The organism is Paenibacillus sp. FSL M7-0656, assembly GCF_038003225.1.
GTDB lineage: Bacteria > Bacillota > Bacilli > Paenibacillales > Paenibacillaceae > Paenibacillus > Paenibacillus amylolyticus.
Genome location: NZ_JBBOOT010000001.1, coordinates 2951093 through 2966621, shown reverse-complemented (window position 1 = coordinate 2966621; position 15529 = coordinate 2951093). Strand labels below are relative to the sequence as shown.

Below are 15529 nucleotides of genomic sequence, written 5' to 3'. Positions count from 1 at the left end.
CGACAGGGTTGCCTTACCTCTAATAAAGAAAGCGATTACATATCCCTGATAATATTGTATATTATGATGGCAACCTTGGAACAGATCAACGCTGAGCCTTTGCATTTTGCTTCAATTCGTTGAGCAATAAGAAATCAAATGATTCACAATGCTACATATATATTCGTTGATAGGGCTAAGGCCGTCATCAAAAGGGAGGAATCCAAACGTGTACCGGGTACTGCTGGTGGATGATGAAGAAGATGTGCGTGAAGGACTTGTTGTAGAGGTCGATTGGGAAGCGCTCGATCTGCGGATAGTCGGTTTGGCTGAGAATGGGCGGGAAGCATTGGAGATGGCGGAGAGGGTAGAGCCGGACATTGTGGTGACGGATATCAGCATGCCATTCATGAATGGTCTGGAACTCGCACAAAGATTGAGGAAACGTAATCCACTCGTAAAGGTGGTCATTTTGACTGGATATGATGAATTTGATTATGCGAGGCAAGCCATCTCGTTAAGTGTGGATGAATATCTGCTGAAGCCGTTCTCGGCAGGGCATCTCACCGAACTGCTCACAAGATTGCGCGCCCAGATGGCGTCTGAAGTGGCTGAGCGTGAAGATGTACAGCAACTGCGTGAGCACTATCATACCAGTTTGCCTTTATTACAGGCAGATCTGATGGCGACCTTGCTCCATCGACAGAAATCCTCAACATATATTCATAGTAAAGCCAAACAATGCGGATTGGATCTGACAGGGGAACGCTATGGGGTGTCCGTATTGACACTGCATATGGATGGAGATGTGCAGAAGGAGAAACCTGAGGGAGGATTCAGCGAGCCCCCACAGCGACATAACAAAACAACATCCGAGGTAGCGGACCAGTCTGAGATATTCGTTCCCGGAGGTTCCTTGCGTCAATCTGAGGATGCTGAACTGAAACGCTTTGCGGCACTTAACATTGCGGCAGAAGTTTGGGCGGAGCATGGGGCTGGTCATGCCTTTATGCATCAGGAGACGATTGTTCTGCTCTATGTGGATCGTACGGGCGGTACAGATGGAGCGAAGCGGCAACAGAAGGCATTGGAAAATGTGATGCGCAGCATCAACCACTATTTACGTATCCCGGCTACGGTGGGCTCTGGTCAGATTGTGGATACACTCGCGGATGTGAATCATGCCTATGAAGATGCCCTGCTGGCATTGGATTATCGGCTTGTGCCCGGGACGGATTCAATTATATACATCGCGGACGTGGAGCGACAGACAGCGGGCAAGCTGCGGTTCGACGAGTTGAAGCAGCAGACGCTGACACGTTGCCTGAAGGCGGGTACACAAGCGGAGCTGGAGGAAGCACTTGCGATCATTTTTCGGGAAATTACAGTGGAACACGGGCGAAGTGATATTCAGCTCTATTTAATTGAAGTGTTAACAACAGTATGGAAGGCGGCACAGGCATCAGGGGAAGCGATGGAGGACATCTTTGGTGCAGGGTTCCAGTTGTATGCGGATTTGTTCCGACTGCCTGGACTTACTGAGGCACAGAAGAAGGTACGGGAGGTCTGTCTACTCGTGCAACATCGCATTGCCAGCGGACGCCAGCATGTATACAAAGATATTGTCGAGCAGGCATTAGTTTTCACGAAAGAGCATTATGCTGACCCGGACCTGTCCATTCAGAAGGTGTGCGGGCATTTGCATATCAGCTCCGGTTATTTTTGTGGCATTTTCAAAAAAGAAGTACAACTTACATTCTTGCAGTACCTGATGCAGATCCGAATGGAGGCAGCGCGTGAACTGCTTCGCTCGACCGAGCTGAAGTCGTTTGAAATTGCGGAGCAGGTTGGCTTTGCCGAACCCAACTACTTCAGTTTTTGTTTCAAAAAACATATTGGCGTCTCGCCCAAAGAATATCGTAAACAGGCTTCCCAGGCGGCAAGTGAAGGTTCAATCCGATGAAGTTGTTGTCCAGATGGGTAAAGTCCATGGGACCTCAATTACGCTCTCGTTTGCGTTCGTCCAGAGTCAGCAGTATCCGGTTTATTATTACATGGTCCTTTTCCGTCTTCATCGTCTTGGTGCTAACCATCATGGCGATGCTTCTGCATGACAAGTTCACGCAGGCTGCCGAGCGAAGTGCGGAACTCACGACGAGACAAATTGTGGATCAGGTCAGTTATAACCTGGAGGATTACGTCCGCAGTATGTCGCATCTGTACCGTGCCATTGAGGAACACATGTTGCGTGACGGGACATGGGAAGGGGAACTGGTGGACAAACAGCTTGACACACTGCTCAGCAGTCGTGAAGATATCATCTCGATTACTCTGCTTGATTCCACGGGGAAATTGCTCAAGAACCGACCTACAGCCGAATTAAAAACCAGCGCCCATGTGACACAGCAAGGGTGGTTTCAGTCTGCGCTTCGTGTGCCGGATCACCTGAGTTTCTCGTTACCTCATATTCAGAACATGTACACAGGCCCATATAAATGGGTCGTTTCCATGAGCAAAGGCATAACGATACGGCAAAATGGTCAGGATCGGCAGGTTATCCTGCTGGTCGATATCAATTTCAAACAGATGGATGAACTGAGCCGTCGGGTCAGTCTGGGGCAACGAGGATACGTGTATATCATCGATGAGAGTGCGGGCAATATCGTGTACCATCCGCAGCAACAATTGATGTATATGGGACTCAAAAGCGAGAATATCGAACAGGCTTTGGTGGCTTCCGGCAGTTACGAAGATGAAGCAGATGGGCAGAAAAGGCTGAATACCGTAAAGTCCGTTGCCAATATCGGGTGGAAAATCGTCGGTGTTGCTTATTTGGATGAGATTATGACAACGCGTCAGGAAGTGAACGGATATCTCATTCGTGTATTGGTCGTTGTACTGGTACTGGTCATTCTTGTCTCGCTGTTCTTATCCTCCAGTCTGACTCGTCCGATTCGGCGAATGGAACGTAAAATGAAGGCCGTAGAGCGCGGGGATTTCAACGTGGAGTTGCCTATTGAAGGGCCGCTGGAGGTGGAACGTCTATCCCGTCGCTTCAACCTGATGGTCAATAAAATTCGCACCCTGATGGATGAGATCATCCATGAGCAGGAACAGAAGCGGCGTCTGGAGCTGGAAGCCTTGCAGGCCCAGATCAATCCACATTTTTTATATAATACTCTGAATTCAGTAGTGCGCATGGTAGGCATGAGTCGCAATGAAGAAGTGATTACGATGATCACGTCTCTCTCTCGCCTGTTCCGCATCAGTCTTAGTCAAGGCAAAACGATTATCACGATCAGGGAAGAGCTGGAGCATGCGCAGCATTATTTGACGATTCAGCAGATGAGGTTCAAGCGTAAATTCAACTTTACGATTAAGGCAGATGATACGCTTCTGGATTGCCTGACATTGAAGCTGGTGCTCCAACCCCTGATTGAAAACGCCATTGTTCATGGCATCGAGTACCACATGGACGAAGGAAGTATTGAGGTTGATGTTTATCGTGAGGGCAACAAGCTGGTGTTTCGCATAACAGATAATGGGGTCGGCATGACGGAAGAACAGATGTCGGGATTATTGAGTGGCAGTCCGGTTGTCAAAAGCGGTGCAGGATCAGGCGTAGCTGTACGCAACGTACATGACCGAATCCGGCTCTATTATGGAGAGGCATATGGCCTTGAATTTGCAAGTGAGTTGGAAGAAGGCACCACGGTCTGGGTTCGGATTCCCATTCAATCGCAGCAGAAGGAGGGAGAGCCTGATGACAGACAACCAAGTGAATAGGAACGATGCCCATAGAGGTAAAGGATTGAATATCCGTACGTTTTGGAAAAAGGTTGCTGCGAGTTTCCCTGGAATCCGGAAACGTTGGTTAGTAACCCAGACAGCTGCAAGCTGCTGTCTGCTCATATGCAGCGCCTGTGGCTTATCGAGTCCCGATGCTACGACAGTACCGCCACGTATCGCGCTGATTACGCCAGCTGGGACAGGGGAACTTGCGGAAGCTATCCGGCTTGGTGCCGAAGCGGCTGCCAAAGAGAACGGGGCCGAACTGATTACCGTGGAAGCATACCCTTCCGATGGTGATATCTACACGCCTGCCATTCTGGACTCTGCTGGAAGTCAGATGCAGGTCAAACATGCAAATATCAAAAGCCAAACGTTGTCTCGCAGTGCGCGAGAGCAGGCTCAAGTGAAGGCCGCCGCATCGGCTCTGAAGCATGGGGCATCAGCTCTATTGGTTGATCCCCTAAGTGAAAAGGCACTTAGTGACATCATTCAGGAGGCACAGACAACAAATTCCGATGGAACCATTGTTCCTGTCATTGTGCTTAACGATGAATTTCCCGTGAAAGGCATCACCAGTTTCATCTCGATGGATAATGTTGAGGCGGGAAGACAGGCCGGCCAGGCTATGGCGGAGCTTCTGGAAGGGAAAGGGCATGTGGCTTTATTGGGCCCTGATCCTCTTAATTCGGGTCTGATTCAGAGAGAGCAGGGAGTTATGGAAGCCTTGGTACAGTATCCTAATATTCAAGTGGAACCCAAATCGATATGTAATACACGGGATGGATGTTGGCAGACTGCGAAGCAATTGCTGGACCAGCAGGAGGTAGATGGTTTCATTACTCTTCAGGAACCGGCTTCTCTGGGAGCAGCAGATGAACTGAATCGACGCAACTCTGCGGACAAGGTAAGGATAGTTGGATTTGGCAGTGAACAACAGCAACTGGAGCAATTGCAAGAAGGGGTCTTTGATCATCTCATCGTCCAGAATGGATACAGTGCAGGTTATCTGGGATTGAATCAAGCCGTTGCGCGGCTGAACAATCAACAGGTGCAAGCGAGAGTGTTACTTGAGACCAAGCTGGTTAGTACAGACAATATGTTCTGGATGGATAACCAGAAGCTGTTGTTTCCTTTTGTACAATGAACCAATGCTGGAACGAATGCTGAACGAAGAAATTAAGGTGTTTGTTAACTTGAGGAAGATTTCGATAGAACAGGTGAAGATATTGTATTCGAATTTAATGTAAACCCTTTCATAATAAAGACATCGGTGAAGCCGAATGAACTTGGGGGAGGTCATTAGGATATGAAGAAGACATGGATGACACTGTTGATTACGGCATGTATGGTTGTGGCGGCGGGGTGCAGTAGCGGCGGAGACAGCGCAGGTGGAAGTACGGGAACAGATACAGGAGGCCAGACAGCAGCCGGTACGGAAACGCCCAAGATTGGTGTTGCCATCTACAAATTTGACGATACATTCATGACGGGTGTACGTAATGCCATGACCGCAGCAGCGGAAGGTGTCGCGACTTTGGATATCGTGGATAGCCAGAATGCACAGCCGACCCAGAATGAGAAAGTCGATCTGTTTGTGTCCAAGAAATACAATGCAATGGCCGTGAACCCGGTGGACCGGACGGCGGCAGGTGTCATCATTGACAAGGCTAAGGCAGCGAACATTCCAGTGGTATTCCTCAACCGTGAGCCAGTAGCTGAAGATATGAACAAATGGGATAAAGTGTATTACGTAGGAGCAAAAGCGGAGGAGTCCGGTACAATCTCTGGACAGCTGATTGTGGATTACTGGAAAGCACATCCGGAAGCGGACAAAAACGGCGATGGCAAACTGCAATACGTCATGCTGAAAGGGGAACCGGGTCACCAGGATGCAGAGCTTCGGACCAAATATTCGGTTCAGGCGATCCAGGATGCCGGAATCGAAGTGGAAGCACTGGCGGAAGACACGGCGATGTGGGACCGGGTGAAAGGTCAGGAGAAAATGCAGGCGTTCCTGGCTTCCCATGGTGACAAGATTGAAGCCGTTCTCGCAAACAATGATGACATGGCCTTGGGAGCCATTGAGGCATTGAAAGCAGCCGGATACTTCAAAGATGGCAAATCCATGCCGGTGGTAGGTGTGGATGCAACAGCTCCAGCCATTCAGGCTCTCCAGGATGGCACAATGCTGGGCACGGTGCTTAATGATGCCAAGAATCAGGGTGCAGCCACGGTGGCACTGGCTTCCGTACTTGCTAAAGGTGAGACACCAACAAAGGAAAATACCAAATACGACATTACAGATGGTAAATACGTCTGGATTGCATACAAAAAGATTACAAAAGACAACATCGCCGACGCCCAATAACAGCACGAGACAGGGACGTCCGACATTCGGGTAGCGTCCCTTTTTTGACGGTCATATGGAAGGGAGGAACCAAGATGGAGTCACCTTACCTGCTGGAGATGAATGGAGTTTCCAAAGCATTTCCGGGTGTGCAGGCACTAAGTCAGGTCACATTGAAAGTAAAGCCGGGGACGGTTCACGCCTTGATGGGAGAGAATGGAGCGGGGAAATCCACACTGATGAAATGTCTGTTCGGCATGTATCACCCGGATGAAGGAACGATACGTATCGAAGGAAAGGATGTGGATATTCCGAATTCCAAAGCGGCACTTCAGCAAGGCATATCCATGATTCATCAGGAGCTGAATCCGGTCCCGCATCGTCCGGTGATGGAGAATATATGGCTGGGTCGTTTTCCGATGAGGGGAATACTGGTGGACGAGAAACGGATGTATACCGATACGCTGGCCCTGTTCAAGGACTTGAACCTGGATATTGATCCGAAGGCTCAGGCGGGAACACTGTCTGTCTCCAAGATTCAATCCATGGAAATCGCCAAGGCGGTCTCTTTTCAATCCAAAGTCATCGTCATGGATGAGCCAACTTCTTCCCTGACAGGCAAAGAAGTGGATCAGCTATTTGCCATTATTAATGAACTGCGCAGTCGCGGCGTATCCATTATCTATATTTCACACAAGATGGAGGAAATCCTGACGATCTCGGATGAAGTGACGATCATGCGTGATGGTTTCGTTGTCGGGACATGGGATGCTGTGGATCTAACGACAGATCTGATCATTACGCGTATGGTTGGCCGTGATCTGGACGAACGTTTCCCGGAACGGACGAACGTACCCGGTGAAGTGATATTAAAAGCCGAGGGTCTGACATCAAGCCAGTCCAAATCGTTTTGTGATGTATCCTTTGAGCTGCGAAAAGGTGAAGTACTTGGTATTGGCGGCTTGGTTGGAGCACAGCGGACAGAACTGATTGAGTCCTTGTTTGGACTGCGCGGACTCGCTTCAGGTACGATTTCGATTCATGGGCGCAAGGTGAAGATTAATTCCCCCGCAGCAGCGAAGCGTCATAACATTGCGTTGCTCACGGAAGAACGAAGAGTCACAGGAATCTTCCCGGTGTTGTCGGTGTATGAGAACACGATCATTGCCAGTCTGGGGCGCTACCGAAATCGCGTGGGCTTGCTGGACGAGAAAAAGGGCCGCGAAGAGGCACGTGAGCAGACGCAGAAGTTCAGAACCAAAACGCCTTCAGTTAACACGCTGATTCGAAACCTGTCTGGCGGCAATCAACAGAAAGTTCTGTTAGCGCGCTGGTTGCTGACCGACCCGGAGATTCTGCTACTGGATGAACCGACACGTGGAATCGATGTAGGGGCCAAGTTTGAGATTTACACCATTATTACGGAACTGGCTCGTCAGGGCAAAAGCATTATCATGATTAGCTCAGAGATGCCTGAGCTTTTGGGTATGTCGGATCGCATTATGGTGATGAGCGAAGGGCGTCTCACCGGAATCGTGGACGGAGCCGAGGCAACAGAGCAGGATATTATGAGGCTGGCCGCGCAGCAGCGGATGGCTTAGTCAGGAGGGAAACAGATGAACACACAGATGATCAATCAAGTGAAACAATATGTAACACAGCGCGCCATCTTTATCGTACTGATCCTGCTCATTATTGGTATTGCGATTGCCGATCCGAATTTTCTGGCCTTCTCCACACTGCGGGACATCTTGCAGCAGTCCTCCACACGGGCCATTATTGCGCTCGGTGCAGCCTTTATCCTTGTCACGGGCGGGGTCGATCTGTCCGCTGGACGGGTGGTTGGTCTGACGGCTGTTGTATCGGCATCGATGCTACAAATTGACGAGTATGCCAATCGCTTCTTCCCCGATCTGCCCCACTTATGGGTGGGTCTGCCGATCCTTGTCGGGATTACCGCAGGTCTGTTTGTGGGATTGGTCAATGGACTCATTGTCGCCAAATTACATGTGCCCCCATTTATCGCAACGCTGGGTACAATGGTTGCCGTGTACGGACTGAACTCCATTTATTTTGATACGGAACCCAACCAGTCACAGCCGATCGGAGGATTGAGACCCGATTTTACCGTCATTGGCTCTGGATACATTGATCTGGGCGGAGGTTATTCCATCCCGTATATTGTCCTCATTGCTATTGCGGTGGCATTAATCTGCTGGGTAATCTTTAACAAAACACGTCTCGGCAAAAACATGTACGCGATCGGTGGCAACATTCAGGCGGCGCATGTATCCGGGATTCATGTGGCTCGCAACCTGGTTGCGCTGTATGCCATTGCGGGTGCACTGTATGGTCTGGGTGGTGTACTTGAGGCAGCACGCACAGGTGGAGCAACAAACAATTACGGTAACATGTATGAGCTGGATGCGATTGCCGCATGTGTGGTAGGCGGCGTATCAACGGCGGGTGGTATTGGAACAGTACCTGGGGTAATGGCGGGTGTACTGATCTTCGGGGTCATTAACTATGGTCTGACGTTTATCGGTGTGAGTCCATACTGGCAGTTGATTATCAAAGGATTGATCATTGTTGCTGCGGTGGCTTTTGATATCCGTAAGTATATGGCAAAGAAATAAGATGAGCCTCAAGAGGTTACACCAGTCACTCCGATGACAGAACAACCTTCTGATCGCTGTTATCCCCAGATTTTTTGATTCCCTTCTAAAGAAGTGAAAATCCGGGGATAGCATATGCTTCCGATGCAGCTTTCTTTCAGAAAGCTTTTAGGCGAACGCTCCGCTTCTTCAGGTTATTTCTGTCCTCTACGTTATCGTGTAAACAATTTGTTCATCTTATATGGAAAAGCAGCAAAGAAGCCAGCCCTCGGGATATAGAGAGCTGGCTTTAATTGTTTAACCATTGACCATCCAATCGATAACGGAGATAACTGGTCCAATGATGCATAAGAGCAACATAAATCCGGCGACGTTATAAGATACACTTGTGCCATAATGTGAACGATTTTTTTTGGCGATCAAGAAGGCTGGAATCCAGAAGAGGGCTGCTACTACAAAAGGAATGTGAAGTCCTTGAGTTCCGTTGCTATAAATAGGTATGTTTATTAAGTTAAAAAGATAATGACTGATCATAAAATTTGTTGTGCCCCATTGAAAATTAAAGGCGAGACCCATCAATAGTACGAGTAGAGAGAGCGTTCCGAGGCCCAGTGGTTTTCGTTGTGTTGTCATGTGATATCCTCCATAACCAAGTATTTATCCTAAATTAATCCATTATTGTATTGTACCACAATAATGATTTATGCGAAGAGGAATTGTTTCACTTTTGTTGATTACAATTACATCATATGTCCTATTGCCTTCATAATTTATACATTCGTGCGAATTTGGCGAGCCTCCACTAATCGACAACATCAGCTAATCATAATCGATATAATACATGTACATAAGTTATTTGATGTGAGTTTTATGTCAAAGGGGGGCGAGGCTGTTTGCTTAGTTACACGATGAAAATGGTGATATTCCCGCTAGGTTGTCTGCTTGTCATTCTGTCCTCTTATGTTCTCAGGCTTACCCCTAATATGGCAATAATGTCACTTTCGGCGACATTATTGGTAGCAAGTATTTATGGGGAGAGACGATATCCTGTGCTGCGAAAATTTCAGTGGATTTTTCTAGGGATATTCCACTATTTCAGTGAACTGAACTGGTGCAACATGCTGTATTATATGCTCATTATTTCAATGATCCAGGACAAACCAAGGTTGACGCAGACCTTGCCGATTTCGTTGCTGCTTATGCTGCAATATACGTTGATTCGGCTTTCGTATGTGCCTGTAGATACATATGCTTTGCTGGTTTCGTTATTTGACCTGTTAACCTCGGTTGTTATCATTTTTTTGTATCATACCTTAATCAACAGTGAGGTCGAGAAGCGCAGGCTTCGGGAAAAAAATCGGTTCCTGACCCTGCATGATCCGCTTACCGGACTGTTGAATTACGAAGGTTACATGGAGGTGTTACATAAGACAGTAGAAGAGCAACGGTCTTTTTTGCTTGTCCTTTTGAACGTCAATAACTTTAGCGGCTTTAAAAAAGAGTCAGAAGATCCTTGGTGTACGGTAATCACAGGTACAGGCCAGATGATCAGCAATCATTTCACCGAGGCCTATGGCATATCCCGGTATGCAGGAGACCGATTTGCGGTCGTTTTGCCAGAGATACAGGATGTGGAAGAACGAATGTCGTCACTACTATCCGTGCAGCTTCAAGGACTCCAGGTAAGCTACAGCATCTCCCTGTACCCGGAAATGTCGGATTCGTTGCAGCACTTTATGACGGTAGCCGAGGATAGGCTGCTTCAACAACAGCGCAGCAAATGGCTGAAAAATGAAGAAGAAGTATTTCGTTCCGAGAGACTAAGGGCTGTAGGTGAACTGGCCGCGGGTATGGCTCACGAAATTCGGAACCCGCTTACCGCAATTCGGGGATTCCTGCAGCTGTCCCGTGGACAAGCCTTTAATATCGCGCCATGGTATGAAGTGATTATGGGTGAGGTGACAAGAGTAACCGATCTGACGGCTGAATTTTTACAGTTTTCCAAACCACATGCCAATCACATGAAGCCTGAACATCTGGGTCAGTGCCTTGAACGAGTGATGTCTTTGACCGAGTCAGATGCGGCATCCCGGGGGCATCAAATTACGCTTGAAATGACTAATGAGCCAGTTGTAATTATCATGGATCGTGATAAAATTGTGCAGGTATTGATCAATCTGATTCGTAACGCTTTTGAAGCAATGACAGACCCTGGTGAGGTCCATATGGATTTGTTGCAGGACGGAGACGCAGTGCTCATTTCAATTACAGATACAGGAAGCGGCATTCCGGAAAATTCGCTATCCACCATCTTTAATCCATTTTATACAACCAAAGAAGAAGGTACGGGACTTGGACTTGCGCTCTGCCAGAAAATCGTTCAGGATCACAATGGTAAAATTACCGTCCATAGCGAAATGGGGGTTGGTTCCACCTTCACGCTTCATCTGCCAATGGAGACGTGAATCATATAACTTACCAGAGATAGCAATTAAGTAGTCATTAGACAAAAACATAAAAACGCCGCATGGGTCCAGAAGAACCCCGTGCGGCGTTTAATATTTCGATTAATAAAGTTAATGTGTGGAGACCACATCGGTTCCGATCATTTTAGATATATAAGAGTGTGTCTGCAAATTCAAGTAAGCGATATGATGATGGAGGTCAGCGTATAAAAGTCTGAAGTTCAAGCCGGTTGATCCTGGCGATTGGGTAGTCGATTTTCTAAGGAACATAGGACGTCTTATTTGGCCTTCAAGTCCTTACTTTAATTTGTAAGAAACTTCAGACACGTTATTTCCCAACATCCCATGAAAAAACGTTGAAAATGGCTGTTTATTTGGATATAACGTGTCTCAGGTTCTTTAGATTTCTGAGGGAGCTTCAAAAGCTTGAATAAGGCGCCTCAGATTCGTTAGTTTACGCTCTTGCTCTGTTCCAACCGCGAGCTGGACGATGTCCTCAAGCCCGCCCGGCACGGAGTGGAGCTTTTCATTTGGAATAGAGAAAATCCACTTTTGTGGCATATTGATCGCTTGTTCGCACGCGAAGGACATGTTCTCCCACATTCAGGATACAGCACATTCGCTTGCTCCGTACGCGCTAAGGTCCACTTCGGCATGGATTAACTTTGCAGAGTCGCTTTAGTTCGACTTATTGAGCTGTCCCTGATGTAACTGATAGTAGAATCCTTGTTGCTTCATCAACTCATCATGGTTGCCCCGTTCAGCGATCTGCCCATCATCAATGACGAGAATCTGATCGGCTTCACGAATCGTGCTCAGCCTGTGGGCGATGACAAAGCTGGTGCGGTCTTTCATTAAAGTGCGCATCGCTTCCTGAATGTGCATCTCCGTGCGCGTATCAATGCTACTCGTTGCTTCATCCAGAATAAGAATGGCCGGATCAGCCAGAATTGCCCGGGCAATGGTCAGCAGTTGTCGTTGTCCCTGACTCAGGTTGCTTCCCCCGGAAATGATGGGGGTGTCGTAACCTTGTGACAGTTTTCGGATGAACGAATGTGCATTCGCCAGCTCAGCCGCTTGCCTGATCTGTTCATCGGTTGCGTCCGGCTTGCCGTAGGCGAGATTGTCGCGAATGGTACCCGAGAACAGGTAGGCATCCTGAAGTACAATGCCGAGTTGTCGACGGAGTTGATCCTTCTCCAGTTCCGAGATGTCACATCCATCAATGGTAATCCGTCCGCCTGTAATCTCGTAGAAACGGGGCAACAGGTTGATAATGGTCGTTTTGCCTGCGCCGGTGGGTCCAACAAGTGCAATCATCTCACCAGGTTTTGCAGTAAAACTAACTTTCTTAAGAATGTCTCGCTCCGCACTGTACCCGAAGGAGACGTCTTCAAATACCACTTTACCTTGAATCTGATCCAGTTGTTTCTTCTGTTCCTCTACGTATTCGCTAGGTGTATCCATGATGTGGAACACTCGTTCAGCACCTGCGATTGCAGCCTGAATCAGATTGTACTGATTGGCCAGATCGTTGAGCGGCCGCTCAATCTGGCGGGAGTAAGCGAGAAAGCTGACGATCAGTCCGATGGACGTCATTTCATGATAAGCCATCCATCCACCTACAGAAGCTAGTATGGCAAACCCGATATTGTTCATCACGTTCATCGTAGGTCCAACCAAACCCGAAACGGTCTGGGCCTGTGTGCTGGATGTGCGCAGTTTCTCGTTCAAATTCTCAAAATGTTGATGTGCCTGATCCTGACGGTTATAAGCCGCTACGACTTTTTGTCCAGCAATGGTTTCTTGAGCATACCCGTTAAGCTCACCAAGCAATTTCTGCTGGGCGGTGAAGTGTTTGCGTGTTCTTGACGCGATCAGGCGAGTGGCGATGGTAATCAACGGTACCGTTATCAGACTGAGCAGGGTAAGCCGAACATCGAGTGCAAACATGATCGACAAAGAACCAACGAGCAGGATGGCACTGGACATCAATTGGGTTACGCTTTGATTCAGCGTTGTAGATACGTTATCGATATCATTGGTGGCCCGGCTCATCAGATCCCCGCTTTGATTTTTATCAAAAAAGCTGACAGGCAGCTCTTGCAGTCGGGAGAACAACGCATGTCGCAGATCCTTAACGGTCAGTTGGGACACACCAATCATGACATAGGATTGAGCCCACATCAGGAGTGAGCCAAAGACATACACACTCAGCAAAAGAAGACATTCCTTCAGTAAACCCGCTGTTACTTTGGGCACGATATGTTCGTTAACGGCACGGCCGAGAAGATAAGGTCCTGCCAGATTGAGCAGTGTTCCAAGAGCTGTCAGCACTAATGCAGCAATAACTCCTTTGCGATGACGCCCCATGTACGACCATACCCGAATCAGGGCGTGGCGAGCATTTTTGGCTCTGACTTTGGGAACAGGTCCTCTGCCTGCTGGTCCGGGTCTTCCGATCGGAGGCACGACGGTTTGTTGAATGGAGGAAGAGGCAGGTTTAGCCAAATTGAACATCCTCCTTCCGTTGCTGCGAATAATAGATCGCTTGATAGTGTGATGAATGAGCCATAAGGTCATCATGTGTGCCCCTGGCAACGATCTGTCCTTCATCAATGACATATATACAGTCTGCATCCTTCACGGAGGAGATCCGTTGTGCAATCAAAAAGGTGGTGCTGTCTTTCATCAAGGACTGCAAAGCCTTCTGAATACTCCCTTCCGTACGCAGATCCACAGCACTGGTGCTATCATCCAGAATCAGTACTTCCGGTCGCATGAGCAGGGCGCGTGCAATGGATATACGCTGTTTCTGTCCACCGGACAGATTGACCCCGCGCTGACCCAGCTCCGTGTCATACCCATCTTTCAGTTTCATAATAAAATCATCCGCTGCCGCAGCTTGCGCCGCAGCACGCAATTCAGCATCTGTTGCATTGGGCCGGCCGAAGCAAATGTTATCCCGGATGCTGCCGCTGAACAGGATGGATTCCTGTAGCACAATGGACACACGGCTGCGAAGATCCTGAAGATCCCAGTGGCGAACGTTCACACCATTCACGAGCACTTCACCCTGCGAAGCATCGTATAGACGGGGAATCAGCTGCACCAGCGAGGTTTTGCCTGAACCTGTTGAACCGATCAGGGCCACTTTCTCACCCGAGCGAGCCTTCAGGTTAATGTCAGTGAGTGCATGGTCTCCGTCATAACGGAAAGATACGTCTCTGAACTCCACTTGACCGCCTGTGTAGGAGGGAAGAGAAGACGTTTGGTTTCGGGACTGATCACGAGTAGACGGGGATGACTGTACATTCCCGGAGTTATCGGTTCCCGATTGAATATCCGGCTGTGTATGTAACACCTCGTTGATCCGTGCAGCTGATACCTTGGCGCGGGAGAAACTCATCATCATCATGCCGATCGACGTGAGGGACGAGAGTACAACCGTGACATAGTTGATAAAAGCAATCAGATCCCCGGCAGCAATATCGCCTCCCACTACCTGGAAACCTCCAAACCACAGCACCGCTACAATGGTAGCGTTCAGCATCAGGCTGAGTACGGGTGCATTCAGTGTGACAATACGCCAGGCTTTGACGGCAGTTGAGGTGTAATCTTCATTGGATTGTTTGAACCGCTTTTTCTCCAGACGCGCACGTGCAAACGCCTTGACGACACGAATGCCGGCAAGATTCTCCTGAAGCACAGCGTTGACCTGATCAAGCTTGCTCTGCACACTGGCGAACAGCGGATAGGAAGCTTTTATCAGAATAAATAAAATAATAAACAGCACCGGTACAGTTGCAATAAGAATTAAAGCCAGCTTTACACTGATCGTAAACGCCATGATGATACTACCGATGATTAGCATTGGTGAACGGATAAACATCCGTAGCAGCATCTGTACAAAGGTCTGCATCTGGGTAATGTCACTGGTCAGACGAGTGATCAGAGATCCTTCCTGAAACGTATCCAGATTGCGGAAGGAGAAGGTTTGAATATGGTCAAACAGTTCTTGTCGCAGATCTGTGCCGTATCCAACGGCAGCTTTACTTGAATAGAGTGTACAGCCTGCGCCGCCAACCCAGCCGATTAACGCAACAAGTAGCATGATCAGACCTGTAGTTATGATATGGGGCAGATTCCCTGCAAGTACACCATCATCCACGATGCTGGACATCAGCTTGGGCTGGAGCAGGTCCATGGTAACCTCAAGTACCATGAGCAGCGGGGCGACGATTGCCGCCGACTTATACGGGGTCAAGAATCGTTTTAACGTCCACAATAGGGAATCACCTCAATCTTCATAGCATAAGTGAATCAATTTC

11 protein-coding genes are annotated in these 15529 nt (G+C 48.4%); 7 read left to right on the top strand and 4 right to left on the bottom strand.

What is annotated here, in order from left to right; all coding sequences use genetic code 11:
• Positions 1-208 precede the first annotated feature (208 nt).
• The 6 genes from MHI01_RS13150 (at position 209) to mglC (ending at position 8754) form a co-directional block, all read left to right on the top strand.
• Positions 209-1942 (top strand): response regulator, encoded by a 1734-nt coding sequence (locus MHI01_RS13150; RefSeq protein WP_340983304.1) that lies wholly within the window; start codon positions 209-211, stop codon positions 1940-1942.
• The gene (locus MHI01_RS13145) at positions 1939-3765 is read left to right on the top strand and encodes a sensor histidine kinase (RefSeq protein WP_340983303.1); all 1827 of its coding nucleotides are present in this window, start codon (positions 1939-1941) and stop codon (positions 3763-3765) included. Before MHI01_RS13150 ends, MHI01_RS13145 begins: the two co-directional genes overlap by 4 nt.
• Positions 3743-4915, top strand: coding sequence for a substrate-binding domain-containing protein (locus tag MHI01_RS13140; protein ID WP_340983302.1), 1173 nt, complete (start codon positions 3743-3745; stop codon positions 4913-4915). Before MHI01_RS13145 ends, MHI01_RS13140 begins: the two co-directional genes overlap by 23 nt.
• Before the next feature lie 162 nt (positions 4916-5077).
• Positions 5078-6139 (top strand): galactose ABC transporter substrate-binding protein, encoded by a 1062-nt coding sequence (locus MHI01_RS13135; RefSeq protein WP_036606548.1) that lies wholly within the window; start codon positions 5078-5080, stop codon positions 6137-6139.
• 74 nt (positions 6140-6213) lie between these two features.
• Complete coding sequence (locus MHI01_RS13130; RefSeq protein ID WP_340983300.1) at positions 6214-7719, top strand: sugar ABC transporter ATP-binding protein; 1506 nt, start codon at positions 6214-6216, stop codon at positions 7717-7719.
• Positions 7720-7734: 15 nt separating this feature from the next.
• Complete coding sequence (gene mglC / locus MHI01_RS13125) at positions 7735-8754, top strand: galactose/methyl galactoside ABC transporter permease MglC (RefSeq protein WP_017690326.1); 1020 nt, start codon at positions 7735-7737, stop codon at positions 8752-8754.
• 276 nt (positions 8755-9030) lie between these two features.
• On the opposite strand, the gene MHI01_RS13120 is transcribed toward mglC, so the two are convergent.
• Positions 9031-9366, bottom strand: coding sequence for a hypothetical protein (locus tag MHI01_RS13120; protein ID WP_282319223.1), 336 nt, complete (start codon positions 9364-9366; stop codon positions 9031-9033).
• A gap of 275 nt (positions 9367-9641) precedes the next feature.
• Here MHI01_RS13120 and MHI01_RS13115 point away from each other — a divergent pair, with 275 nt between their 5' ends.
• Positions 9642-11198: an ATP-binding protein gene (locus MHI01_RS13115; protein WP_255319783.1), complete on the top strand. Its 1557-nt coding sequence runs from the start codon at positions 9642-9644 to the stop codon at positions 11196-11198.
• 399 nt (positions 11199-11597) lie between these two features.
• On the opposite strand, the gene MHI01_RS13110 is transcribed toward MHI01_RS13115, so the two are convergent.
• The 3 genes from MHI01_RS13110 to MHI01_RS13100 all read right to left on the bottom strand — a co-directional run bounded on the left by MHI01_RS13110 (position 11598) and on the right by MHI01_RS13100 (position 15486).
• A complete protein-coding gene (locus tag MHI01_RS13110) occupies positions 11598-11801 on the bottom strand; it encodes a hypothetical protein (protein ID WP_180361788.1) in 204 nt (67 codons plus the stop codon).
• 75 nt (positions 11802-11876) lie between these two features.
• A complete protein-coding gene (locus MHI01_RS13105; RefSeq protein WP_340984858.1) occupies positions 11877-13718 on the bottom strand; it encodes an ABC transporter ATP-binding protein in 1842 nt (613 codons plus the stop codon).
• Positions 13702-15486 (bottom strand): ABC transporter ATP-binding protein, encoded by a 1785-nt coding sequence (locus tag MHI01_RS13100; RefSeq protein WP_340983299.1) that lies wholly within the window; start codon positions 15484-15486, stop codon positions 13702-13704. Before MHI01_RS13100 ends, MHI01_RS13105 begins: the two co-directional genes overlap by 17 nt.
• Between the last annotated feature and the right edge of the window lie 43 nt (positions 15487-15529).

Bases quoted from the DNA above. Each gene is read 5' to 3' on its own strand.
- MHI01_RS13145 (WP_340983303.1), top strand. From the start codon at position 1,939: ATGAAGTTGTTGTCCAGATGGGTAAAGTCCATGGGACCTCAATTACGC.
- MHI01_RS13140 (WP_340983302.1), top strand. From the start codon at position 3,743: ATGACAGACAACCAAGTGAATAGGAACGATGCCCATAGAGGTAAAGGA.
- MHI01_RS13135 (WP_036606548.1), top strand. From the start codon at position 5,078: ATGAAGAAGACATGGATGACACTGTTGATTACGGCATGTATGGTTGTG.
- MHI01_RS13130 (WP_340983300.1), top strand. From the start codon at position 6,214: ATGGAGTCACCTTACCTGCTGGAGATGAATGGAGTTTCCAAAGCATTT.
- mglC (WP_017690326.1), top strand. From the start codon at position 7,735: ATGAACACACAGATGATCAATCAAGTGAAACAATATGTAACACAGCGC.
- MHI01_RS13120 (WP_282319223.1), bottom strand. From the start codon at position 9,366: ATGACAACACAACGAAAACCACTGGGCCTCGGAACGCTCTCTCTACTC.
- MHI01_RS13115 (WP_255319783.1), top strand. From the start codon at position 9,642: ATGAAAATGGTGATATTCCCGCTAGGTTGTCTGCTTGTCATTCTGTCC.
- MHI01_RS13110 (WP_180361788.1), bottom strand. From the start codon at position 11,801: ATGTGGGAGAACATGTCCTTCGCGTGCGAACAAGCGATCAATATGCCA.
- MHI01_RS13105 (WP_340984858.1), bottom strand. From the start codon at position 13,718: ATGTTCAATTTGGCTAAACCTGCCTCTTCCTCCATTCAACAAACCGTC.